25 protein-coding genes are annotated in these 23,584 nt (G+C 67.4%); 8 read left to right on the top strand and 17 right to left on the bottom strand.

Annotated elements, in window-relative coordinates; genetic code table 11:
* Nucleotides 1-102: 102 nt before the first annotated feature.
* Entirely contained in the window at nt 103-1,614 is a 1,512-nt protein-coding gene (scpC, locus tag ACW178_RS09845) for a succinyl-CoA:acetate CoA-transferase ScpC (RefSeq protein WP_492024508.1), read from the top strand.
* A gap of 113 nt (nt 1,615-1,727) precedes the next feature.
* On the opposite strand, the gene ACW178_RS09840 is transcribed toward scpC, so the two are convergent.
* The 10 genes from ACW178_RS09840 to folK form a co-directional block, all read right to left on the bottom strand.
* On the bottom strand, nt 1,728-2,963 hold the full coding sequence (locus tag ACW178_RS09840; protein WP_287104171.1) for a serine hydrolase domain-containing protein: 1,236 nt from the start codon (nt 2,961-2,963) through the stop codon (nt 1,728-1,730).
* Nucleotides 2,964-2,978: 15 nt separating this feature from the next.
* Nucleotides 2,979-3,926 (bottom strand): GTPase Era, encoded by a 948-nt coding sequence (era, locus tag ACW178_RS09835; protein ID WP_054765728.1) that lies wholly within the window; start codon nt 3,924-3,926, stop codon nt 2,979-2,981.
* On the bottom strand, nt 3,923-4,633 hold the full coding sequence (gene rnc / locus ACW178_RS09830) for a ribonuclease III (RefSeq protein WP_287104174.1): 711 nt from the start codon (nt 4,631-4,633) through the stop codon (nt 3,923-3,925). Before rnc ends, era begins: the two co-directional genes overlap by 4 nt.
* Complete coding sequence (gene lepB, locus ACW178_RS09825) at nt 4,633-5,346, bottom strand: signal peptidase I (protein ID WP_287104184.1); 714 nt, start codon at nt 5,344-5,346, stop codon at nt 4,633-4,635. Before lepB ends, rnc begins: the two co-directional genes overlap by 1 nt.
* Before the next feature lie 349 nt (nt 5,347-5,695).
* A complete protein-coding gene (gene acpS / locus ACW178_RS09820) occupies nt 5,696-6,097 on the bottom strand; it encodes a holo-ACP synthase (RefSeq protein WP_054765726.1) in 402 nt (133 codons plus the stop codon).
* Nucleotides 6,094-6,834: a pyridoxine 5'-phosphate synthase gene (locus ACW178_RS09815; RefSeq protein ID WP_492024507.1), complete on the bottom strand. Its 741-nt coding sequence runs from the start codon at nt 6,832-6,834 to the stop codon at nt 6,094-6,096. The genes acpS and ACW178_RS09815 overlap by 4 nt, the downstream gene beginning before the upstream one ends.
* A 40-nt stretch (nt 6,835-6,874) precedes the next feature.
* Nucleotides 6,875-7,459 (bottom strand): orotate phosphoribosyltransferase, encoded by a 585-nt coding sequence (gene pyrE / locus ACW178_RS09810; protein ID WP_287104180.1) that lies wholly within the window; start codon nt 7,457-7,459, stop codon nt 6,875-6,877.
* Nucleotides 7,460-7,498: 39 nt separating this feature from the next.
* Nucleotides 7,499-9,679 (bottom strand): RelA/SpoT family protein, encoded by a 2,181-nt coding sequence (locus tag ACW178_RS09805; protein ID WP_228185670.1) that lies wholly within the window; start codon nt 9,677-9,679, stop codon nt 7,499-7,501.
* A gap of 98 nt (nt 9,680-9,777) precedes the next feature.
* Nucleotides 9,778-10,137, bottom strand: coding sequence for a DNA-directed RNA polymerase subunit omega (rpoZ, locus tag ACW178_RS09800; protein WP_054765722.1), 360 nt, complete (start codon nt 10,135-10,137; stop codon nt 9,778-9,780).
* A gap of 84 nt (nt 10,138-10,221) precedes the next feature.
* Nucleotides 10,222-10,737 (bottom strand): 2-amino-4-hydroxy-6-hydroxymethyldihydropteridine diphosphokinase, encoded by a 516-nt coding sequence (folK, locus tag ACW178_RS09795; protein ID WP_054766936.1) that lies wholly within the window; start codon nt 10,735-10,737, stop codon nt 10,222-10,224.
* 58 nt (nt 10,738-10,795) lie between these two features.
* Here folK and ACW178_RS09790 point away from each other — a divergent pair, with 58 nt between their 5' ends.
* The 3 genes from ACW178_RS09790 to ACW178_RS09780 all read left to right on the top strand — a co-directional run bounded on the left by ACW178_RS09790 (nt 10,796) and on the right by ACW178_RS09780 (nt 12,263).
* Nucleotides 10,796-11,338 (top strand): LabA-like NYN domain-containing protein, encoded by a 543-nt coding sequence (locus ACW178_RS09790; protein WP_152950228.1) that lies wholly within the window; start codon nt 10,796-10,798, stop codon nt 11,336-11,338.
* The gene (locus ACW178_RS09785) at nt 11,335-11,973 is read left to right on the top strand and encodes a uracil-DNA glycosylase (RefSeq protein WP_054765720.1); all 639 of its coding nucleotides are present in this window, start codon (nt 11,335-11,337) and stop codon (nt 11,971-11,973) included. The genes ACW178_RS09790 and ACW178_RS09785 overlap by 4 nt, the downstream gene beginning before the upstream one ends.
* A 98-nt stretch (nt 11,974-12,071) precedes the next feature.
* Complete coding sequence (locus ACW178_RS09780) at nt 12,072-12,263, top strand: hypothetical protein (protein ID WP_201462593.1); 192 nt, start codon at nt 12,072-12,074, stop codon at nt 12,261-12,263.
* Nucleotides 12,264-12,279: 16 nt separating this feature from the next.
* Here ACW178_RS09780 and smpB read toward each other — a convergent pair whose 3' ends face one another.
* Both smpB and dapA read right to left on the bottom strand, forming a co-directional pair.
* Nucleotides 12,280-12,753 (bottom strand): SsrA-binding protein SmpB, encoded by a 474-nt coding sequence (gene smpB / locus ACW178_RS09775; RefSeq protein ID WP_054765718.1) that lies wholly within the window; start codon nt 12,751-12,753, stop codon nt 12,280-12,282.
* A complete protein-coding gene (gene dapA / locus ACW178_RS09770) occupies nt 12,753-13,637 on the bottom strand; it encodes a 4-hydroxy-tetrahydrodipicolinate synthase (protein ID WP_191558145.1) in 885 nt (294 codons plus the stop codon). The genes smpB and dapA overlap by 1 nt, the downstream gene beginning before the upstream one ends.
* A gap of 125 nt (nt 13,638-13,762) precedes the next feature.
* Between dapA and ACW178_RS09765 the strand changes: the two genes are divergently transcribed.
* Nucleotides 13,763-15,814 (top strand): lytic transglycosylase domain-containing protein, encoded by a 2,052-nt coding sequence (locus ACW178_RS09765; protein ID WP_287103434.1) that lies wholly within the window; start codon nt 13,763-13,765, stop codon nt 15,812-15,814.
* On the opposite strand, the gene ACW178_RS09760 is transcribed toward ACW178_RS09765, so the two are convergent.
* From ACW178_RS09760 to ACW178_RS09745, 4 genes are all read right to left on the bottom strand, one after another.
* The gene (locus tag ACW178_RS09760; RefSeq protein WP_287103438.1) at nt 15,808-16,563 is read right to left on the bottom strand and encodes an ABC transporter ATP-binding protein; all 756 of its coding nucleotides are present in this window, start codon (nt 16,561-16,563) and stop codon (nt 15,808-15,810) included. The genes ACW178_RS09765 and ACW178_RS09760 overlap by 7 nt on opposite strands.
* Nucleotides 16,563-17,552 carry a FecCD family ABC transporter permease gene (locus tag ACW178_RS09755; RefSeq protein ID WP_492024506.1) on the bottom strand — a complete coding sequence of 330 codons (990 nt, stop codon included), beginning with the start codon at nt 17,550-17,552 and terminating at the stop codon, nt 16,563-16,565. Before ACW178_RS09755 ends, ACW178_RS09760 begins: the two co-directional genes overlap by 1 nt.
* Nucleotides 17,549-18,268 (bottom strand): ABC transporter substrate-binding protein, encoded by a 720-nt coding sequence (locus ACW178_RS09750; RefSeq protein WP_287104443.1) that lies wholly within the window; start codon nt 18,266-18,268, stop codon nt 17,549-17,551. The genes ACW178_RS09755 and ACW178_RS09750 overlap by 4 nt, the downstream gene beginning before the upstream one ends.
* 83 nt (nt 18,269-18,351) lie before the next feature.
* Nucleotides 18,352-18,981 carry a TetR/AcrR family transcriptional regulator gene (locus ACW178_RS09745; protein ID WP_287104441.1) on the bottom strand — a complete coding sequence of 210 codons (630 nt, stop codon included), beginning with the start codon at nt 18,979-18,981 and terminating at the stop codon, nt 18,352-18,354.
* Nucleotides 18,982-19,109: 128 nt separating this feature from the next.
* Here ACW178_RS09745 and ACW178_RS09740 point away from each other — a divergent pair, with 128 nt between their 5' ends.
* From ACW178_RS09740 to ACW178_RS09730, 3 genes are read left to right on the top strand one after another with little or no spacing between them, the layout of a single operon-like run.
* Nucleotides 19,110-20,492 carry a glycosyltransferase gene (locus tag ACW178_RS09740; protein ID WP_492024505.1) on the top strand — a complete coding sequence of 461 codons (1,383 nt, stop codon included), beginning with the start codon at nt 19,110-19,112 and terminating at the stop codon, nt 20,490-20,492.
* 18 nt (nt 20,493-20,510) lie between these two features.
* The gene (locus ACW178_RS09735; RefSeq protein ID WP_287104438.1) at nt 20,511-21,422 is read left to right on the top strand and encodes an RsmD family RNA methyltransferase; all 912 of its coding nucleotides are present in this window, start codon (nt 20,511-20,513) and stop codon (nt 21,420-21,422) included.
* Entirely contained in the window at nt 21,419-22,228 is an 810-nt protein-coding gene (locus ACW178_RS09730) for a TrmH family RNA methyltransferase (protein WP_492024504.1), read from the top strand. Before ACW178_RS09735 ends, ACW178_RS09730 begins: the two co-directional genes overlap by 4 nt.
* A 9-nt stretch (nt 22,229-22,237) precedes the next feature.
* On the opposite strand, the gene ACW178_RS09725 is transcribed toward ACW178_RS09730, so the two are convergent.
* Nucleotides 22,238-23,524, bottom strand: a complete 1,287-nt coding sequence (locus ACW178_RS09725) for an MFS transporter (RefSeq protein WP_396335229.1) — start codon at nt 23,522-23,524, stop codon at nt 22,238-22,240.
* Between the last annotated feature and the right edge of the window lie 60 nt (nt 23,525-23,584).

The following is a 23,584-nucleotide window of genomic DNA, read 5'->3' as shown; positions in this document are numbered from 1 at the left end:
GGACGCCTGGGCCGATCTAGACCAAGGTCGAATGGATCGCCTTCAAGGCGCCGCCTAACCGAGACGCTGAAGGCCCTCCCCGGCCGCAACCCTGAAGAGTTCATGTCGCGCATCCGTTGTTCGTCCCTGCGTTCCAAGCTTATGTCGGCCGAAGACGCCGCCGCCCTGATCCCTCCAGGCTCCACGGTGGGCATGAGCGGCTTCACCGGCTCCGGCTATCCCAAGCTTGTCCCCCCGGCCCTGGCCCGGCGGATCGAGGCGGCGCATGACGCGGGCTCCCCCTTCCGGCTGAACCTGTGGACCGGCGCCTCTACCGGACCCGAGCTGGACGGCGCCCTGGCCAAGGCCGACGGCATAGAACGGCGCCTGCCCTACAACTCCGACCCCATCGCCCGCGAGAAGATCAACTCCGGCCAGATGGACTATCTGGACATGCACCTCAGCCACCTCGCCCCCATGGTCTGGCAAGGCGTGCTGGGCAGCCTCGACACGGCCGTGATCGAGGTTTCGGCGGTCAAGGAGGACGGCTCCCTGGTCCCCTCATCCTCGATCGGCAACAACAAGACCTGGCTGGACCGGGCCGAGCGGGTGATCCTCGAAGTCAACGCCTGGCAGGATGCCGCCCTGGAGGGGATGCACGACATCTATTACGGCACCGCCCTGCCGCCCAATCGGGTGCCCATTCCCCTGACCCGCCCCGACCAGCTGATCGGCCAGCCGACCCTGCGCTGCGACCCGGACAAGATCGTCGCCATCGTCGAGACCGAGGCGCCGGACCGCAATCTGCCCTTCGCCGCCCCGGACGCCAACGCCCGCGCCATCGCCGGCCATCTGATCGAATTCCTCAAACATGAGGTGAGGGTGGGCCGCCTGCCCGCCGGCCTGTTGCCGCTCCAGTCGGGCGTCGGCAATGTCGCCAACGCTGTCCTGGCGGGCCTGATGGACAGTCCGTTCGAGCGGATGGCCGCCTATACGGAGGTCATCCAGGACGGCATGCTGGACCTGCTGGACGCCGGAAAGCTGACCGTCGCCTCCGCCACCGCCTTCTCCCTCAGCCCTGAGGCGGCGGCCGATCTCAACAGCCGGATGGAGCAGTTCCGCGGCAAGATCATCCTGCGCCCCCAGGAAATCTCCAACCACCCCGAGCTGATCCGCCGCCTGGGCTGTATCGCCATGAACGGCCTGATCGAGGCCGACATCTACGGCAACGTCAACTCGACCCAGGTCATGGGCTCGCGCATCCAGAACGGCATCGGCGGTTCGGGCGACTTTTCGCGCAACGCCTTCATCTCGTGTTTTGTGACCCCCTCGACGGCCAAGGGCGGCGCCATCTCGGCCATCGTCCCCATGGCGAGCCACGTCGACCACATCACCCAGGACGTCCAGGTCATCGTCACCGAACAGGGCCTGGCGGACCTGCGCGGCCTGTCGCCGAAACAGCGCGCCCGGCTGATCATCGCCCAGTGCGCCCACCCCAGATACCGCGACGGACTGACCGACTATTTCGAGCGCGCGCTGAAGGGCTCCTACGGTCTCCAGTCGCCGCATCTGCTGAACGAGGCCCTGTCCTGGCATCAGCGCTATATCGACACTGGGTCCATGCTTCCGGCCTGAGGAAGCGGGTCGGATCACTTCCGTTCGCTCCTGAATACGGCGGCGCAAGCCTTGGCGCCCCGCGCCGGTCCGTTTAACGGGAGCGGACGCTTTAAGGACAGCCTCAGATGAGGCTAGCGGTGCAGGGTCGTGGGGAAGTCACGGGCCAGGGCTTCGGCCATCGCCTGCTGGCTGATCAGGAAGACCTGATCCCGAAGGTGATAGTTGTTCGACAGCACGATCACCGTCACATCGGCGTCGGGTTGGTACAGCATCAGGTTGCGGAATCCGCCCCAGCTGCCGGTGTGGTAGATTTGGCGATCCTGGAAGCTTGGCCGAACCTGATCGCCCAGCCGGTTCGCGAAGATGCCGTAGCCCCAGTCGCGGCGTGGATGGCCCCGCTCCATCGGCGTATCGGCAGGGGCGTGGTCGGCGAGCATCTGCTGATAGCTGGACGGCTTCAGCAGACCGCCGCGGTGCAACGCCCTCTGCCAGACCAGCAGATCGTCCAGCGTCGAATAGACCGCGCCCGCCCCCGCGACGATGGAGGTGTTGGCGTTCGGCTGGGCCGCCAGTCCGCCGGGGAAGTTGGCGTACCCCATAATCAGCCCGTGGTCGCCGCCGTCCAGGTCCAGCCCGCTGTCCTTCATGCCCAGGGGGCCGAAGAAGGTGTCGTGCATATAGGCTTCATACGGCCGTCCGCTGGCCTTCTCGACAATCGCCGCCGCCAGGTTGAAGCCTGCATTGTCGTACCGGACCTTGGTCCCTGGCGGGAATTGCAGGCCGAACCGCTTCGAATCCTCGGTCAGCTCGTCCAGGGTCGCCGGCGTCGTGCGCCTCATGCCCCAGCCCGGCCGCGCCATCAGGTCCGGTATGCCCGAGGTGTGCGACAGCAGGTGGCTGATCCGCACCGGCTCCCACGCCTTGGGACAGGGCTGGATCCATTTGCATACCGGATCGGAGACGCTCAACTTGCCTTCGTCCTGTAGCCGCAGAATGGCCGCCGCCGTGAACTGTTTGGAGATCGAGGCCAGCCGGAACCGGGAGTCCAGTTTCAGCGCCTGGTCCTGCCCATAGTTCGCCTTGCCGTAGACCTGACGGAACAGAACCCGGTCGCCCTTGGCCACCAGAACCCCGCCCATGAACCGACCGGCGGCAGCCTCGCGATCCAGCCGCGCGGCCAGCTGAGGCAGGTCCTCGACCACGACCAGCGGCGGGCGCGGCGGCGTATCGGGCGCAGCGGCGGCGCGCGCTGCGTCGCTGACGGGCCTTACCGCTGTGGAGAATCCGGCCCAGACGGCGCCGCCGAGGATCAGCGCCCCCAAGACGCCCAGAACGAGCCGGGGATGCCCCCCCGGGGTACGCGGCACTTCAAACACGGGCGCTCAGACGTCGAAATCCAGACCGAACTGGGCGTAGAGCGCCCGCGAATCCTGCCACTTCGGATCGACCTTCACCGTCAGGAACAGGTGGACCTGGCGGCCCAGAATCTCGTTCAGCTCCTCACGCGCCTTCTGGCCGATCCATTTCAGGGTCTGGCCGCCCTTGCCCAGGACGATGGGGCGCTGGCTCTCGCGCTCGACATAGATGGTCTGTTCGATGCGGGCCGAGCCGTCGGCCCGCTCCTCGAAACTGGTCGTCTCCACCGCCGCCGAATAGGGCAGTTCCTCATGGACCCGCAGATAGACCTTCTCGCGCGTGATCTCGGCCGCCAGAACCCGCACCGGCACGTCCGCCGCCTGGTCCTCGGGATAGAGCCACGGCCCCTTGGGCATGGACCGCGCCAGCCTTTGCTTCAGGTCCTCGACCCCGTCGCCGTTGGCGGCGGAGATCATATAGACCTCCTCATAGACGCCGCTCTCGAAGAGCTTCTGCGACAGGCCCAGCAGGGTGTCGCGCCGCATGCCGTCGATCTTGTTCAGGGCCAGGATGACCTTGGTTCCGGTCGCCTTGAGATTGGCGATGATGGTCTCGGTGTCCTCGGCCGAGCGCCGATCCGCCGCCGTGCCTTCGCGACCTTCGGCGTTGATGTGGGACTGGGCGTCGATCAGATGCACCACCACGTCCGCATCCTCGGCGCCGCCCCAGGCCGAGGCGACCATGGCCCGATCCAGACGTCGGCGCGGGGTGAAGATGCCGGGGGTGTCCACCAGCACGATCTGGGCGTCGCCTTCCATGGCGATGCCGCGCACCGGGAACCGCGTGGTCTGCACCTTCTGGGTGACGATGGAGACCTTGGACCCGGTCAGCCGGTTGACCAGCGTGGACTTGCCCGCGTTCGGGGCGCCGATGATGGCGGCGAAGCCCGCCCGCTGGTTTTCAATATCGGTCAAATGACGCCTTCACGTTTCAAAAGGGCCGTTGCGGCCGCCTTCTCCGCCTCCTGACGCGAACGCCCCTGCGCGGTCAAGGGCTCCACGCCTTCAACGGACACCTCGACGGTGAAAGTCGGTGCATGATCCGAACCCGTCCGATCTGCGATGCGATAGGTCGGCAGGGGCCGACCCAGCCCCTGGGCCCATTCCTGCAAGGCCGACTTGGGATTGGTCACGGTTCGCGACGGGGGCGCTGCAAATTCCGACGCCCAAGCCTTGTCGAACACCGTCCGGGCCGCCTCGAGACCGCCGTCCAGATAGACGGCCGCCAGAATGGCCTCGACCGCATCGGCGATGACCCCGGCCTTGCGGCGGCCGCCCGTCTTGGTCTCGCCCGGCGAGAGCCGCATCGCCGGGCCGACGCCCAGGGCTTCGCCCACACGGGTGCAGGCGGTCTTGTCGACCAGGGCGTGCAGGCTGGACGACAGCTGCCCTTCGTCCGCGGTCGGATAATCCCGCGACAGCTTGTCCGCCACCAGCAGGCCCAGAACCCGGTCGCCCAGGAACTCCAGCCGCTCGTTGTGCTTGGGCCCATGGACGCCGACCGGCGCGCCCTCGCCCACGCTGGCGTGGGTCAGGGCGCGATCCAGCAGGGCCTTGTCCCGGAAATGATGGCCGAGCTGCGCCTCAAGCGCCGCGACCGCCTCGGCCCGCGTATTCGCCATCAGTGCAGAACGTCGAAGAACCGATCGAGCCGCACATTGCCCCAGGTCCAGGGCTTGAACAGCGAGGCGCCCGGCTTCCACGAGAACAGGATGATCTGCGCCTTGCCGACCAGGTTCTCGGCCGGGACCATGCCCACGCCGCTGGACTGTTCGACGCGGCTGTCGATCGAGTTGTCGCGGTTGTCGCCCATCATGAAATAGTGACCGGCCGGCACCTCATAGACGGGGGTGTCGTCCAGATCGTTGCCCGGGCCGAAGTCCTGGGTCATGAAGCTCTTGCCGTTGGGCAGGGTCTCGCGAACCTCGGTGACGGGGCGCGGGCCGAAGATGTCGTTGATCTCCTGCTGGCTGACCACGACGTCCTTAACAGGTTTATCGTTAATATACAGCTTGTTGGCGATCATCTGGATCCGATCGCCCGGCAAGCCGATGACGCGCTTGATGAAGTCGGTCTTGTCGTCGCGCGGCAGTTTGAACACGACGATGTCGCCCCGCTTGGGCGCCGACCCCATGATCCTGCCGTCGAACAGCGGCGGGCTAAACGGGATCGAGTGTCTCGAATAGCCGTAGGACCATTTCGACACGACGATATAGTCGCCCTCATACAGGTTCGGCTCCATCGAGGCCGATGGAATGGTGAAGGGCTGGAACAGGAAGATCCGCAGCACCATGGCGATCAGCAGGGCGAAGACGACCGTCTTGACGATTTCCATCGTCTCGTCCCCGGCCCCGCCGCCCTGTTTGGCCTTGGAAGACTTGTCCGCCTTTTGCGCCGCAGGCGCCGGCGCGTCCTCGAAGGGGGCGTCGCCGTCGTCGCTCCAAACCGGCCGCTTCGCGGCGACCGGCGCCGCCGAGGTGGTCGAGGTCATCGGCTCGACAGACGCCTCCGCAGGCTTCTCCGCCTTGTCGCCCTCAGTCCAGACATAGACGTCGCCCGCCGAGGCCGCACCCGCAGCATCGCTCGTGTTCACGTCGTCGCCCTGCGGCTTTTGATCTTCGCTCATGCGATCAAGCATCCCCTTGCCGCGTCCGCGCGGTCGTCCAGTGACGGGTATATCGCGATTACGACAGCGGCAAGGCTTCGATCACCACGAAGGCGAGCGCATAGGGGTGTTCGTCGCTCAGGGTCAGGTGGATCTTCGCCTCGTGTCCGGCCGGCGTCAGCCGCGCCAGGTGATCGGCCGCGTGGCCGGTCAGGGCCAGGGTCGGCTGCCCGGACCTCAGGTTCACCACCCCCATGTCGCGCCAATAGACGTCCGCCCTCATGCCGGTGCCCAGGGCCTTGGCGCAGGCCTCCTTGGCCGCGAACCGCTTGGCGTAGCTCCAGGCCGGGTCCGGCTTCCTATCCGACCGCGCCCGTTCGATGTCGGTGAAACACCGCTGTTTGAACCGCTCGCCGAACCGGTCGAGCGAGGCCTGGATACGCCGGATGTCCGACAGGTCCGCGCCGACGCCGATGATCACTTCACCGAATCCATCGCCGCCCGCATGCGCCGGATCGCTGTATCCAGGCCCACAAATATGGATTCGCCGATCAGGAAATGGCCGATGTTCAGCTCCCGAATCTCGGGAATGGCCAACATCCTTGGGGCGGTCTCATAGTCGAGCCCGTGACCGGCATGGACCTCCAGCCCCAGGATGTCGGCCTGGGCGGCGGCGGCGGCCAGCCGCTCGAACTCGACCTCCCGCTCGCCGGGATCGGTCAGGTGGCAATAGCGGCCGGTGTGAAACTCCACCACCTGGGCGCCGACCGCCGCGGCGGCCTCGACCTGAGCCTCGGACGGTTCGATGAACAGCGAGACCCGTATCCCAGCTTCCGTCAGGGCCTGAGCGACAGGCTTGATCCGCGCCTCCTGTCCCGCCACCGCCAAACCGCCTTCCGTCGTCACCTCCTCGCGCCGCTCGGGTACAAGGCAGGCGGCGTGGGGGCGGTGGCGCAGGGCGATGCTCAGCATCTCGTCGGTTACGGCCATCTCAAAGTTGAGCGGCTTGCCTGCGCGAGCGCAGAGCGCGCTCAGCACGCCGATGTCGGCATCCGTAATGTGGCGCCGATCCTCGCGCAGGTGGGCGGTGATGCCGTCTGCCCCCGCCGTCAAGGCCGTCTCCGCCGCTCTGGCCGGATCCGGATGGGCGCCGCCGCGGGCGTTCCGAACCGTCGCGACATGATCAATATTGACGCCCAGCCTCACCCGTTCGCGCATCTTCAGCTCCTCGCCGGCCCCGACGTCGCTTCGCCGGACATTATTTCGCAAGTCTGCGGCTGCCGGGGTCTTCGACCGGCACGGCCGCAAGTTCCGGCGGCAGAGCGTCGGCGGGATAGGCCGGCACCTCCAGCGACGCCAGGGCGATGAGGGGCACGCCCACATCGGCCTTTCCGCCTGACCGATCGACGATACAGGCTGCAGCGACCACCTCGCCTCCCGCCGCCTGGATGGCGGCGATGCATTCGCGCGACGACAATCCGGTGGTGACAATATCCTCCACCATCACAACCTTCTGGCCCGGCTCGACCGAAAACCCGCGCCTCAGCTTGAACTGGCCGCCTTCGCGCTCGACATACATTGACGGGACGCCCAGGTGACGCGCCGTCTCATAGCCGGGAATGATCCCGCCCACGGCCGGCGAAATAGCCACATCCACCGGCCCGACCGTCGCGACGATCTTGTCCGCCAGGGCCTTGCACAGCCGCTCGCAGCGGTCCGTCTGCATGAAGACCAGGTTCTTCTGCAGGAAGACGGGGCTGTGCAGACCGGAGGACAGGACGAAATGGCCTTCGCGCAGGGCGCCGGCGTTGCGAAACTCGTTGAGGACGTCTTGGGTGTTCATGCGGGGGGTCTTAGCGCCTCGCCCCGTCCGGCGAAAGACTCAGCCGCGCCCGCGATCGACGTTGTCGACCGAAGGATTGGCCCGCAGAGCCGCCATGATGGTGGTGGCGTGTTTGGCGTCCTCCACCTCCACATCAATCGTCACGTCAAAGAAGTCCTGCTGACGATAGGCCATCGACAGATTGATGATGTTGCCGCCCGCCTCGCCGATCAGGGTGGTCACCTGCCCCAGCACGCCCGGCGCATTGCGGATGGTGGCGTTCAACCGGACCGCGGCGACGGCGTCCGTCTCGGCCTGGGGCGTCCATTGCAGATCGTGCCAGACCGAATCGTCATCGGCGAAGGCCGCCAGGGCTTGACAGTCGATGGTATGGACGGTGAGCCCGGTCTCCGGCTCAAGAATGCCCACGATGCGATCGCCGGGCACCGGGGTGCAGCAACGGCCGAAATGGACGCTGACGCCGGGCGTGAGCCCGCCGCCGCGAACGAACAGCCGGGCCGTGTCGCCTTCGATCCTCTGTTTTTCCGGCCCGGCCTTCAACCGCCCCTTCAAGGACGGGAACAGGGTCTCGGCCACGGTCGTGGGCGAGAACCGACCGCGGCCCAGATTTTCGAACACATCGTCGTCCGAGGCGACCGCCAGGGTTTCCAGAACCGGCTTCAGCGAGACGTCGGCCAGAGACTTCTCCACCCGGGCCAGCGTCTGCTCCAGCGCCACACGGCCCAGCTTGATGAACTCTTCACGCTCGGAGGTTCGGATATGACGACGAATGGCGGAACGGGCCCGCCCGGTCACCGTCAGACTACGCCAGTCCGCCGGCACCTCCCGCTTGGCCCCGCGAATGATCTCGACCACGTCGCCGTTCTGCAAGGGCGTCCGCATCGGCTTGAGCTCGCCGTTGACCTTTACCCCGACGGCCGTGTCGCCGACCTCTGTGTGAACCGCATAGGCGAAGTCCAGCGGCATGCCGCCCCGCGGCAGGGTCACCAGCCGGCCCTTGGGCGTAAAAACGAAGACCTGATCCAGGTACATTTCGAGCTTGGCGTGCTCGACCCAGTCTTCCCCGCCCTCGCCATGTTCAATCACCTGAACCAGGTGGCGCAGGTTCTGCAAGGGATCGCGGCCGCCTCCCGTCGCCATGGCTTCATGATCGAAACCGTAGGAATGGTTCTTGTAGCGCCAGTGGGCCGCCACCCCGTCCTCGGCGACGCGGTCCATCGCCTCGGTGCGGAGCTGCATTTCGATCCGCAAGCCGCGCGGCCCCACGACCGTGGTGTGCAACGAGCGGTAGTTGTTCGACTTGGGCGTGGAAATGAAGTCCTTGAACCGTTCCGGCACCATCGGCCAGGCCCGGTGGATCACGCCAAGCGCGCGGTAACAGTCGTCCTCCGCCTCCAGGATCACCCGGAACCCGTAGATGTCCGACAGGGAGGAAAACCCGACCGACTTGCGTTGCAGCTTCCGCCAGATGGAATAGGGCGTCTTCTGCCGACCGAAAACCCGCGCCGGCACCCCGGCTTCCGACAGCACCCGCTCCACCTCGTCCGACACGCCTTCAATGGCGTGACCATGCTCCAGCTTCAACGCCTCAAGCCGACGTTCGATGGCGGTCTTGGCCGTGGGATTGAGATAGGTGAAGGCCAGTTCTTCCAGTTCGGATGCGATGGAATGAATTCCGATCGACCGTCCCAGGGGCGCATAGACCTCCAGCGTCTCGCGGCTGATGCGCTCACGCTTCTCCGGCTTGACGTACTGAAGGGTCCGCATGTTGTGCAGGCGGTCGGCCAGCTTGACCAATAGGACCCGCACGTCCCGGCTGATCGCAAGAATGAATTTGCGGAGGTTTTCGGCCTGGCGCGTATGCTCGGCCTGAAGCTCAAGCCGGCTCAGCTTGGTCACGCCCTCGACCAGGACGGCCACCTCTTCCCCGAACATCTGAGCGATGTCTTCGCGTGTGGCCGAGGTGTCCTCGACTACGTCGTGCAGCAGGGCCGTGACGATCGTCGCCGTGTCCAGCCGATAGTCGGTCAATATGCCCGCGACCTGGATCGGATGGGCGAAATAGGGATCGCCTGAAGCCCGCAGCTGCGAGCCGTGCATCTTCATCGCATAAACATAGGCGCGATTGAGAAGCGCCTCGTCAGCGGTCGGATCATAAGCCTTGACGGCCTCGATCAGTTCGAACTGACGCAGGATCGGCGCGCGCTTGAGCGGCGCCATGTCTTTCGCCGGCTCGATTTTGTCTGCAGCTTGGGGCGCCGGCGGAACCGTCTCGGTCCGCGCCGGCAGGATAGTGACGCCTGGGGCTCCCTCGGGCGTCAGTAGCGCTCCTCCTGACCGCCGTCCCGGTCGCTTTGCAGGGCGCGGATCAGCTCGGCCTCGGCCATGTTCATGTGCTGCGGCTCGGCCAGCAGGGCGACGGTTTCCGCCTCGTCCTCGGCCTCCGTGCGCTCATCGACGCGTTGCAGCGTCGTGATGATGGTCTCGCGCAGTTCATCGGGCGCCACCGTGTCATCGGCGATCTCGCGCAGGGCGACCACGGGGTTCTTGTCATTGTCGCGGTCGATCGTCAGGGCGGCGCCGTTGGCGATGCTGCGGGCGCGGTGACCCGCCATCAGCACCAGACCAAAGCGGTTCGGAACCTTCTCGATGCAGTCTTCGACGGTGACGCGGGCCATGAAATTCCTCGAACGCGGGGGAGAACCGCGTCAAATACAGATATGGTCGCTGTTTTGCAACGCCAGAGCGGCGAAACTACGGCGTCAGATGGGATGAGCGTCCTTGCCGACCCCTGCGGCCCCGGCAAGGGCTGCGGCGTCGCCGCCGGCGGGATGCACCCAGTCCGGCGCAATCTCCGCAATCGGCCCCATGACGAATCTGCGCTCGGCCGCCCTGGGATGCGGCAGGATCAGGCCGTTCAGGTCGCCGATCAGTCGCCCGTAGGCGATCAGGTCCAGATCCAAGGTGCGCGGCGCGTTGCGCGCCGACCGACGCCGCCCGAAGGCGTCTTCGATCCGGCCCAGGGCCGCCATCAGATCATGGGGATCATGGGCGGTGCTCACGATCACGACGCCGTTCAGGAACGGCGGATCCTGCGGATCGGGCCATGCCAGCGACGACCACCAGGACGACCGGGCGATGATGTCGATCCCTTCCGTGCGAAACCGCGCCAGAGCCGCCTCCAGGGCCTCGCGGCAAGACGACCAGGCCCCCTTGTCATTACAGCCCAGCGCCACGATGACTGCGGCGTTCAGGTCGAGTGCGGCGTCGATTCTCATATCGACCGGCGCCCCTCGCCTTTCGTCCCTCATTTCATCTCTTTCGACGGCCTCGACCATGTTTCATCCCACCGACCGCCTGGCGATCTTCATCGACGGGTCCAACCTGTATTCCGCCGCCCGCGCCTTGCAACACGATATGGACTTCCGGCGGATGCTGGACTGGTTTCGCGAGAAATCCATCCTGATCCGCGCCTACTATTACACCGCGGTGGTGGAGGGCGAAGAGTTCTCACCGGTAAAACCCCTGGTGGACTGGCTGGACTACAACGGCTTTTCCGTCGTCACCAAGCCGGTGAAGCGGTTCACGGACACGGCCGGCCATAGCCGGATCAAGGGCAATATGGACATGGAGATCGCGGTGGACATGCTGGAGCTGGCGCCGGCGCTGGATCATGTCGTGCTGTTTTCGGGCGACGGCGACTTCCGACGGCTGGTCCAGGCCGTCCAGGCCAAGGGCGTGCGGGTGACGGTCATCTCCACCCAGAAGACTCAGCCGCCCCACATCGCCGACGAACTGCGCCGTCAGGCGGACGCCTTCCTGGACCTGAACGATCTGATGGCCGACTTCGGCCGACCCAAGTCGGCGACGGCGCAATGAGCCTAACGCCCGAGCCGCCCCGCGACTGTCCGCTCTGCCCGCGACTGGTGGCCTATCGCCAGGAAAACGCCCGCCAGAATCCGGATTGGTGGAACGGCCCCGCCCCCTCCTTCGGCGACCCTCAGGCGCGGCTTCTGGTCGCCGGCCTGGCGCCGGGCCGCACGGGAGCCAACCGCACCGGCCGTCCATTCACGGGCGACCACGCCGGATGGCTGCTGTACGACACGCTGAAGAAGACCGGCTTCGCGACCGGAACCTATGAGCCGAACGGCGACGATGATCTGACCTTGGTCGATTGCATGATCACCAACGCCGTCCGCTGCGCCCCGCCCGGCAACAAGCCCCTGCCGGTCGAAGAGACGACCTGTCGTCCTTTCCTGATCGACCGACTTGCGCTTCTGCCCAATCTTAAGGTCATCATCACCCTGGGCGACGTCTCTCGCCGCAACATCCTCAAGGCGTTCGGCCGCCCCGCCTCGGCCATGCCGGCGGGGCATGGGGCCGAGGGCGAGGCCGGAGGCTATGTGATCCTGAACTCCTATCACTGCTCCCGATTGAACACGAACACGGGTCGCCTGACCCCGGACATGTTCGAAGCGGTGTTCAATCGCGCCCGGTCGATCATAGAAGCCTGACCGTGCTGTCGCGGAGGTGTCGCACCAATCCGGCAGGATCCAATTGAGGCGGAACTGAGGCCCCGCCGCTGCGTTCTCGAGGGGAGGGAGGCTGAACCATGCAACGCACGACCGATCGACTCTTCACCCCAGCCGAGCGCAGGCTGGCCTTGATCGCGGCCGTGGTCGTGGTCGCCTTCACGGTGCTGACGCTGTTGACCGGCGGTCTGGTCGCCCCCTCCGCCGGCGGCCAGATGAGCCGAAGCGCCTCCGACCTGCCCGGCGTGACGGACGCCCGCCCTCTCAACTAGGCGACGGCGACGGGGCTCAGCCCTTGTCCCGCATCAGCCGCGCCTTGTCGCGCTGCCAGTCCCGTTCGGCCGAGGCCTCGCGCTTGTCGTGCAGCTTCTTGCCCTTGGCCAGGGCGATCTCCAGCTTCGCCTTGCCCGCCTCGTTCAGATAGAGCCTCAGCGGGATGATGGTCTGACCGTCACGCTGCACCGCCCCCATCAGCTTGTCGATCTGCTTGCGGTGCAGCAACAATTTGCGCGGCCGGCGGGGCTCGTGATTGAAGCGGTTGGCCTGTTTGTAAGGCGGAATGTCGGCGTTGATCAGGACGATCTCTCGTCCCTCGACCGCCGCATAGCTTTCGGCGATATTGGCCCGGCCGTCGCGCAGAGCCTTGATCTCGGTGCCCAGCAGCTGAATCCCCGCCTCTATATTGTCCTCCAGGAAATAGTCGAAGCGCGCGCGGCGGTTCTCGGCGATGACCTTGGACTTGGGCTGCGGCTTGGGCGCCATCAGATCACGCCCGCCTCGACCATGGCCTTGTCGATGGCCGGCTTGACCGCGTCGGAGGTCGGCGACAGCGGCAAGCGCGCCTCTTCACGGCACAGGCCCAGCCGGGCCAGGGCGTATTTGGTCGGGGCGGGAGAATTATCGAGGAACAGCGCCTTACACAGGCCGATCAGACGGTCCTGCCAATCCCGCGCTGCGGCGTAGTCGCCGGACGCCGCCGCATTGTGCAAAGCGACCATGGCTTCGGGCGCCACATTCGACGCCACCGAAATCAGTCCGACCCCGCCATGGGCGTGATAGCCCAAATAGCTGGAGTCATCGCCGGAGATCAGGTCGAACGGCCCTTGGATCTCGGCCCGCATCCAGCTGACCCGGCTCATGTCGCCGGTGGCGTCCTTGATGCCGACGATGTTCGGATGAGCCGCCAATCGCGCCACCGTCTCATTGGCCAGGTCCGCTCCGGTTCGCGCGGGCACATTGTAAAGCAGGATGGGCAGTTGGACGGCGTCCGCTATGGCCTCGAAATGCGCCGCCATCCCGGCTTGGGACGGGCGGATGTAATAGGGCGTCACGACCAGGGCTCCGTCCGCCCCCACCGTCTTGGCGTGGCGGGTCAGGTCGATGGCTTCCTTGGTGTAGGGCGAGCCGGTTCCGGCGATGACGCGAACGCGGCCGGCGACCAGGCGCACGCACAGTTCGATCACATGCTTGTGCTCGTCCAGATCCATACTGGCGCCCTCGCCTGTCGTGCCGACGGGCACCAGACCGCTGACGCCTGCGGCGATCTGACGCTCGATCAGCGTGGCGAATGCGGCTTCGTCCACGTTTCCGTCATGAAGTGGTGTGATCAGGGCGGTGATCACGCCCTTGAACAAGGGGGCGGTCATGGGACTAGCTAGCCTAATTGGGGAGGGGCGATGGACGGACGTCCAGGACCTCTGTCTTGAGAGCGCGAGACGTTAGGTCGCCAGCGGCTTCGCCGCAACCGGGATGAATGAGAACAGGAAAGATCATGATTGCGACGAGTCTGGCGGCGGTGCTCGCCTTGATTGCGCCGAGCCCTCAAGACGCGGCGCCGGCGCAGGCCGTCCCCTATGGTTCCGTCGCTCAAACCGGCGTCGCCTATGGCCAAACCCGCGTCCTGAATGATCAGGACACGGCGCTGTTTCGTCAAGGACTGGCCGCCGCGCGGGCGCGCGACGTGCTGGGCGCCCAGTCGGCCCTCTCACAGATCGGCGATCCCGCAGCGCGCAAACTGGTCCAGTGGGCCCTGATCGACACCTCGGGCGAACAGCTGTCCTACGCCGACCTCGCCCGCGCCCAGACGGAGCTGGCCGGCTGGCCGAGGGCCGAATCACGCCGCGAAGCGACAGAAAAGGTGCTGGCCCGATCCGGCGTCGGCCCGGACGCCGCCCTGGCCCTGTTCGCGCAGGAACCGCCCCGCACGGTCGATGGCGCCATCGCCTACGCCGCCGCCCTTGAACAGAGGGGGCGACGCGATGAGGCGCGCGCCCTGATCCGCGAATGGTGGCGCACGCGATCCTTCGACGAGGCGCCGCAATCGCGCATTCTGGCCGCCTGGGCCGGATGGTTGACCCCGGCCGATCATGAGACCCGCCTCAATCTGCTGCTGATGGGCCCTCACGGCCCGGCCACCCGCGCGATGACGGGCCTCGTCTCACCGGAACGGGCGGCCGTCGCAAACGCCGTCATGAGCCTGCGCACCGCCTACAGCCCTGACGCCGTGGTCGCTTCCCTGACCCCGACACAGGCCGTCGATCCCGTCGTGGTCCTGGAACGGGTTCGTATCCTGCGGTCTCAGAACCGTCAGTCCGAAGCCTTCCCGCTTCTGGCCTACCTCCCGCCCGCTCCGGGCCACACGGTCGGCGACGACACCCTGTGGACCGAGCGCCGCAACTATTATCTGGACGCCCTGCAGCAGGGAAACTGGCGCGCCGCCTATGATGCGATGAACGGCCACGGCTTCACCTCGGGCGACCGAATGGTTGACGCCGAATTCTTCGCCGGATGGGTCGCCCTGACAAAGCTGAACCAGCCCGAAGTCGCCGCCCGTCATTTCGAGGCCCTGCGCACCGCCTCCTCAACTCCGATCACCCAGGGCCGCGCCTATTACTGGCTGGGCCGGGCCGCCGAGGCCCGGGGCGAGCGCGACGCCGCCCTCGCCTATTATCGCAACGGCGCCCAGCACTGGCAGACCTTCTATGGCCAGCTCGCCGCCGAAAAGGCCGGGATGACCACCCTGACCCTGCCCGGTGATCCGGCGCCTACCCCTGCGGACATCGCCCGATTTGAAGCCGACGAACGGGTTCGCGCCACTCGGATTCTCGGCGAGACCGGAGAGACCAGCCTGCTGCGGGTCTTCGCCTATCAGCTCGACAACGACCTCCCGACGATCGAGGATCTGGCCCTGCTGATGGATCTGAGCCGCAGCTACGGCGACGGTTTCGCGGCCATGATGGTCGGCCGTGCGGCCAGCCAGAGGGGCTTTGTCCTGCCAGAGCGGATGTATCCGGTCCGCATACCGCCACAAGTCGCCGGCGCGGCGCCGCTGGAGTTCACTCAGGCCATCACGCGTCAGGAATCCAGTTTCGACCCCCGGGCCCGCTCCGGCGCCGATGCGCGCGGAATGATGCAGTTCCTGCCCTCCACCGGCTCCGGCGTGGCCCGTCGCCTGGGCATGAGCTTCTCGGCCGAACAGCTGTGGGACCCGGACTACAACATGACCCTGGGCAGCTATCACCTGGGCGAGCTGATGGCGGCCAACAACGGCTCCATGCTGCTGGCCACGGTCGGCTACAACGCCGGCCCAGCGCGGCCGAACCAGTGGATCGCTCGCTGCGGCGACCCGCGCGGCGACGCCAACGCCGCCATCGACTTCATCGAATGCGCCCCCTTCACCGAGACGCGCAACTATATGATGCGGGTGATGGAGAATATGGCGGTCTACAAGGCCCGGCTGAACGGCGGCTCGGCGCCCCTGACGCCTTCGGCCGACATTGCGCGCGGCGCGGCTGCGGGTCCCCGTCCCTACGTCGCCTACTGAGCCCGGCGGGCCGCCAGCAGCGGCCCGTCCGGTGTTTCGACCCAGCGCCCGTCCAAGCCGAAGACGCTTCTGAGCACACCCGGCTCCAGCGCCTCCATCGGCGGGGCGGCGGCGGCGACCTGTCCCTGATGCATGACCACCACCTGGTCGGCGAAGGCCGCCGCCAAGGTCAGGTCGTGCAGGCTGACCAGCACGGCGGCGCCGCCGTCCGCGCGGACGCGCAGCCGCTCCAGCACCAGCCGCTGCGCGTCCGGATCGAGCCCCGCGATCGGTTCATCCGCCAGCAGCATGGGGGCGTCGGTCGTCAGAGCGCGCGCCAGCAGCACCCGCGCCCGCTCGCCGCCGGACATTTCGGCTACGCCGCGATCGACCAGATGGGCGCCGCCCACTTCAGCCAGAGCCCGCTTGGCCCGCGCCAAGGCTTCGGGACCGGCCAGGAAGGGCGCGCCCAGGGCCGCCACCTCCACCGCCGGCAGGTTCCAGGCGATCCGCCGTTCCTGGGGCAGATAGGCGACGCGCCGAGCCCGTTCTCGAGGGGACAGTGTCGTGACGTCGTCGCCGTTCAGGCGGGCGACGCCGCCGTCCAGCGCCAGCAGTCCGACGAACGCCTTGATCAGGCTGGACTTGCCGGCCCCGTTGGGACCGACCAGGGCGACCAATCGGCCGCGCTCGACCTGGACGTCCGCACCGTCCAGCACCTTGCGCCCCCCTAGGGTCGCCTGGGCGTCCCACATCGTCAGCGGCGCGATCACAGCCGCCACTCCCGCGCCGCCCGCCAGGCGATCAGGGCGAACAGGGGCGCCCCGATCAAGGCCGTGAACACCCCCAGTTTCAGCTCCTGATCCGTCGGCGTCAGCCGCGCCGCTAAATCCGCGACCACCAGGATCAGTCCGCCGGCCAGGGCCGAGGGCGCCAGGATTCGCCCCGCGTCCCCGCGCACCGCCGCCCGCACCAGATGGGGCGCCGCCAGACCGACGAAACCGATCACGCCCGCGACCGCCACCGCCGCCCCCGTCGCCAGCGCCGCCGCGATCAGGGCGAAGCCTCTCAACCGCCCCATGGAGAGCCCCGAGGTTGCGGCCGTTTCATCGCCAAGGGTGAGCATCCGCAGTCCCCGCGCCGACAGGCCGGCGAAAACGGCGGCCATCGCCAGGGCCGGCGCCACCCAGGCGACATCGACCCAACTCCGGTTCTGCACAGATCCCAAGAGCCAGGCCATGACCTCGGCCTGGGCGATGGGAGACGGCGACAGGTTGAAGATCAGGGCCGTCGCCGCCCCCGCGAAACTCGACAAGGCCACCCCGAAAAGGATCAGGGCCTCCGGCGCCCGCATCAGTCCGGCTGCCGCGACCAGCACCCCACCGGCCACAGCCGCGCCGGCCAGGGCCGACATCTCCACCAGGCCCGCAACGCCCGCGCCGCCCAGGACGATCGCCAGGGCCGCGCCCAGGGCCGCCGTCGCCGAAACCCCCAGAACGCCAGGATCGGCCAGGGGATTGCGGAGCAGCCCCTGCATCACCGCCCCCGCCAGCCCCAGAGCCGCCCCCACGACCAGGGCGCAGACGGCGCGGGGTGCCCGCACCTGCCACAAGACGTCCCAGGGACCTGAAGACGGATCGCCGAAGGCCGCCGCATACTGGGCGCGGTCGAACCCCGTCTCCCCGAACAGTACGGCGGTCGCCACGGCCGCCGTACAGAGCAGGCCCAGCGTCACGCACAGACGAACCGTCCCACTCATGGCCGCGCCTTCATCATCTCCACCCCGTCGGCGGCGAACCAGGCGGGACAGGTCAGGACGGCCGCTGGCAGCTTGGCCGCCGTCCGCCCCTTGGCGGCGCGGCGCACCACCGGATGGCGGCCTGCTCCCCGCCAGTCGGCCCGCAACTGGTCGAAAAAGCCCAGCACGAACCGGATAGGCGGCTGAAGCGCGATCTGCTCGACACTGACGGCCCCGAAGCCCGGCGCGGTCGTCAGATTGCGAAAACCGGCCGCCCGCATCATCGCATCCATCAGCGTGCCCGGACCGGACGTATAGCCGCCCGAGGTCAGATAGAGGGCGCCGGGCGTCGGGCTTCCGGCGGGCGGCGCCGCGCGATCCAGCTTGGCCTGCATGGTCCGCTCCAGTCGAGCCCCCCGCTCGGCCTGCCCGAGACCCTGCGCTGCGGCGCGAATATTGGCGCGCACCCCGTCGAAGTCTGTCGCGTCCTCGATCGTGACCACCTTGGTCCCGCGCTGCTCCAGGGCCGCCAGCAGCCGGGGTTCGCCGCCCCAGTAGCGTAGGACCACATCCGGCTTGAACCCCACCGCCGCCTCCAGGGTCGGGCGCAGCCGCCGGTGTCCGGCCGCCTCGCGCCTCAGCCAGGCGTCAGGGTCGTCGGCGCGCGGCGACAGGGCCAGTTCGGCGTCCGGCGCCAGGGCCAGGACATATTGATCGGCGCACTGATCCAGGGCCATGACCCGCAAGGGCCGAGCCTGGGCGGGGACCGGCGTCAGCCCCACAAGGACCAGACAGAGAAGGAGCGACCGGACGCGTGGGATCACGGTTTAAGCAGGCCGTTGAACACGGCGTCCATGGTCGTCTTGACCAACTGGTCCCGCTCCACCCACGGGAAATAGGGTTTGGTGATCATCAGCGATACGACGCCGTGCGCAGCCGCCCAAATCGACTGGGCGATCGCCCTGGCGTCGCCCTCCATCCGCCCTGCGGCCACGGTCTCCTCAACCAAGGCTCCAAAGGCGGAAAAGACGACGGCGCCCAGTTCCTGAGACAAGGTCTGAGCGCCCTCTCGGGCCTCGATGGGACGGGTCAGATAGATCAGGCGATAGGCGTTGGGCTGATCGAACCCGAACTGGGCGTAGGCCTCGATCATGGCCCTCAGTCGCACCTCCGGCGGCGCGGAGCCCGTCGACAGGGAGGCCGCAGCCGCCGTCAGGACGCTGAAAGCGTTGCGGCAGATTTCCTGCAGGATCGCGCCCTTATCGGGGAAATGCATATAGAGGGCGGTCGAGGACAGGCCGACCTCGTCCGCGATCTTGCGAATGGTCGCTCCTTCATAGCCGTGCTCGACGAAAATCCGCTCGGCGGCGGCCAGGATTTCGCCGCGCCGTGAATGGCCTTCCCCCTTGGGCTTGCGGTGGGAACGAGACGATTGCGACGCGAGGGGCAAAGGCGACTCCAGGTCAGGAGCGATCTGAATAGCGACAATCGATCATCGGCGCCAATCGGCGCAGAAAAATCCAGTTGCACCAAACAAGTATTTCCAGTTGTATTCGGCTCGGGCGGGGGCTTGGAACGATGATGATCAAGACGAATGCGCTCAGCGGCGCAGGGCGTCGAACGCCGACGGCCTGGCAGGCGGCGGTTGTCGGCGGGTTGGCGACATCTGCGGCGCTCGCCCTCGTCCTCTGGCCGCGGGCGACGCTGGAGGCCCTGATCTTGGGGCTTCAGGCTTGTTTCGTCGCCACGGCCGTTTGGCGGGCCGTCCTGGCGGCGGCCAGTCTTTCTCCGCCGCCCCCGCCGCCCAAGCCGGGCCGCTGGCCGCGCTATACCGTCCTGGCGGCCTTGTATGACGAGGCGGCGGTGGTGGAGCAGTTGGTGCAGAACCTGTCTCGGCTGGACTACCCCCGCCGACAGTTGCAGGGGTTCCTCATCCTGGAAGCGCACGATCAGTCAACCATTGCGGCCGCGACGGCCGCAGCCAGGCCTGACTGGCTGCAGATCCTGATCGTGCCGCCTGGCGCGCCCCAGACCAAGCCGCGCGCCCTCAACCACGCCCTTCCCCTCATCAAGGGCGAACTGGTCACCGTCTATGACGCCGAAGATGCGCCGGACCCGGGGCAACTGCGTGAAGCGGCGGCGCACTTCGCCCAGAGTCCTGATCTCGCCTGCGTTCAGGCGCCGTTGCGCGTTCGCAGAGGCGCCGGCCTGAAGGGGTTTCTCGATCGACAGTTCGCCCTGGAGTACGCCGCCCTTTTCGAGGTCAATCTTCAGGGCATGGCGAAGCTGAACCTGCCCTTCCCCCTCGGCGGCACCAGCAATCATCTTCGGACCGCCATCCTCCGGGATCTGGGCGGTTGGGACGCCTATAATGTGACGGAAGACGCCGACCTGGGCTTTCGGCTCTGGTCGGCGGGGTGGCGTCTGGGGGTCATCCACCGACCGACCTGGGAAACGCCGCCCGGCCCTTTCGAGCGCTGGCTGCCCCAGAGAACGCGATGGTTGAAGGGCTATATGCAGACATGGGGCGTGCATACGCGCTCGCCCGCCGCCCTGGGCGAGCGCGGAATGCTGTCGCTTGTCATGACCTTGGGCGCCGCCGTCATATCCGCCGCCTGCCACGCTCCCGCCTTGGCCTGGATCGGGTCGGCCCTTCTCCTGGGCCTTCATGCGGGCGCGGCGCCGTCCTTGCCGACCGGATCGCTCGCCGTCCTGGCGCTGGGCGTCGTCGCCGCATGGATGAGTTGCGCCGTCGGGGCGCGCCGCGCCGGTCTGGACTATCGTCTCAGCGACATGCTGCTGGCGCCGGCCTATTGGTCCCTGCTCAGCGTCGCCTTCGCCCAGGCCCTGTGGCGACTGATCGTATCGCCCTATGTCTGGGACAAGACGATCCATGAGCCGGACCATGACGCCGAATGCGGCGCCTCCACCCATGTCGATGCTGGACGTAAGGCCGCCTGACCGCCTATCAGCCGCAGGATGGCGCCCCTGCTCTCTCCCACCCCCGAAACCCTGGTGACCCGCGGCTGGTCCGACTACGCCCTGCTGGACTCCGGCGAGGGCAGGAAGCTTGAGCGCTACGGCCCCTATACGGTGGTCCGGCCCGAGCCCCAGTGCTTCTGGTCCCCGCGCGACCCGGCCGCTTTCGACCAGGCCACCGCCGCCTTCGATCCGCAGCAGGAGGAGGAAGACTCCGGCCGCTGGCGCTTCGACCGGCACGGCCCCGTCGACGCCTTTCCCCTGAAATGGCGCGAGGTGAAGTTCACCGGCCGCTTCACGCCTTTTCGCCACCTGGCCTTCTTCCCGGAACAGGCCGCCAACTGGGACTGGCTGGACGGCCGCGTGCGCGCCTTCACGCGCGACGCCGGCCGAGCGCCGAAGATCCTGAACCTGTTCGGCTATACCGGCGTCGCCAGCCTGGCCTGCGCCGCCGCCGGGGCCGAGGTCACCCACGTCGACGCCTCGAAGAAATCAGTCAACTACGCCCGTGAGAACGCCGAACAGTCCGGCCTGTCCGACCGCCCGATCCGCTGGATCGTCGAGGACGCCCGCAAATATGTGGCGCGGGAGGTCCGGCGCGGCTCCAAATACGACGGAATCATCCTGGACCCGCCCAAGTACGGACGCGGCCCGACCGGCGAAGTCTGGCGCCTGTTCGAGGACATGCCGGCCCTGCTGAAGGACTGCGCCGCCCTGTTGTCCGACGAGGCCGATTTCCTGTTGCTGAACGCCTACGCCGCCCGCATCTCCGGCCTGTCGCTGGCCCATCTGATGGCCGAAGCCCTGCCGGATCGCGGCGGCCGCATCGACTGGGGCGAACTGGCCCTGTCCGAAGACGGGCCGGACGCCCGCGCCATCGGCCTGTCCTTCTTCGCCCGGTGGAGCCGATGAGCGCGCACGACACCCACCGCGTGATCACCTCCCTGACCAATGACACGGTCAAGGCCGTCCGCGCCCTGCATATGCGCAAGGAGCGGGACAGCACCGGAACCTTCCTGGCCGAAGGGCTGAAATTCATCGGCGAGGCCCTCGACCCGGGCCGCGCGCCGCGCATGCTGCTGGTCGGCGAGGACGCCCGCCCCCACCCTCTGCTGGACCGGGCCAAGGCCGAGACGCGCAAGGCCGGCGGCGAGATCGTCGTCGTCACCCACGCCATCCTCGAAAAGATCAGCCGCCGCGACAATCCGCAGACCGTCCTGGGCGTGTTCGATCAGGTCTATACCCCTCTGGACAGGCTGGACCCCGCCTCGGCCCCCTGCTGGGTGGCCCTGGAGCAGGTGCGTGATCCCGGCAATCTGGGCACCATCATCCGCACCGCCGACGCGGCCGGCTGCGGCGGCGTCATCCTGATCGGCGACTGCGTCGATCCCTATTCGGTCGAGGCGGTGCGCGCGACCATGGGTTCGGTCTTCGCCGTCTCCATCACCAAAGCCGACCCCGAGTCCTTCCTGGCCTGGCGCCAGACCTGGCCCGGCAGCGTCGTCGGCACCCGGCTGGACGCCAAGGTCAGCCACCGCTCGGCGGTGATGCAGAAGCCGTCGCTGATCCTGATGGGCAACGAACAGGCCGGGTTGACCGACCAGCTGGCCGCCGCCTGCGACGTCAACGTCAAGATCCCGATGCGCGGCCGGGCCGACAGCCTGAACCTGGCCATCGCGACCGGGATCATGGTCTATGCGGCGACGGACGAAGCCTAGAGTTCGGTATCAGAGTTCCGTCTCCGGGCTGACCCGCCCCATGCCCCACAGGGCCAGTATGGTCACCACCGCCGACAGGGCCAGATAGCCGCCGACCGCCGCCAGTCCATAGGTCTTGGCCAGCCAGGTCGCCAGATAGGGCGCCAGCGACGCCCCCACGATCCCGGCCAGATTGAAGGCCATGGACGCCCCCGTATAGCGGACGGCCGTCGGGAAGGGCCGCGCCATGGCCGCGCCGATAGGGCCGTAGGTGCAGCCCATCAGCGCAAAGCCCAGGGCGAAGAAGATCAGCAGCCCCGTCAGCCCCGCTCCGAACAGGGGCGCGAACAGGCCGCCGAACAGGGCGATCCCGACCGATGAAGCGATCAGCACCTTCACCTGGCCGAACTTGTCGGCCAGCAGGGCCGTCACAGGGATAAAGGCGGCGAAGAACAGCACCCCGATCAGTTGAACCGGCAGGACCTCGCCGCGCTCAAGCCCCATCCCCGTCGTCGCCCAGCCCAGGGCGAAGACCGTCATCAGATAAAAGAGGGAGAAGGTCGTCACCCCGCTGAACGTCCCCAGGAACAGGGCGGTCTTGTGCTGGGCGAACAGGGTCACGGCCGGCGCCTTGACCCGCTCCTTCCGGTCCATCGCCGTCTGGAATTCCGGGGTCTCGGTGATCTTCAACCGCACCCACAGACCGACGAAGACCAGGACGGCGCTGGCCAGAAAGGGCAGGCGCCAGCCCCAGGCCTCGAACTGGGCCTCGCCCATCGTCGAGGTCAGGACGATGAAGGCGCCCGTCGACAGGATGAAGCCGATCGGCGCCCCCAGTTGCGGGAACATGCCGAACCAGGCCTTCTTGCCCGGCGGCGCGTTTTCGGTGGCCAGCAGCACGGCCCCGCCCCATTCGCCGCCCAGGCCGAGCCCCTGTCCGAACCGGCACAGGGCCAGCAGCAGGGGAGCGACAATACCGACCGTCGCATGGGTCGGCAGCAGGCCGATGGCCACGGTCGAAAGGCCCATGGTCATAAGGGCCGCCACCAGGGTCGCCTTGCGTCCCACCCGGTCCCCGAAATGCCCGAAAGCCAGGGCGCCGACCGGTCTTGCGAAAAAGGCGATGGAGAAGGTGGCGAAGGACGACAGCATGGCCGTCGTCGGGTCTCCGCCCGGGAAGAACAGCTGCGGAAACACCAGCACCGCCGCCGTGGCGTAGATGTAGAAGTCGTAGAATTCGATCGTGGTGCCGATCAGGCTGGCGAAAAGAACCCGCGCCTTGCCGGCTGTGGGCGATATGATCCTGGCGTTCGACACGATTTCGTCCCCGGTTGGCGCACCGCAGGTGCGCCTGACCATATCGCGTCATCTTCCCCC

Source organism: Brevundimonas sp. AVps4, assembly GCF_058681525.1.
The sequence above is the reverse complement of the archived record's forward strand: the minus strand, read 5'-3'. Positions and strand labels throughout refer to the sequence as shown.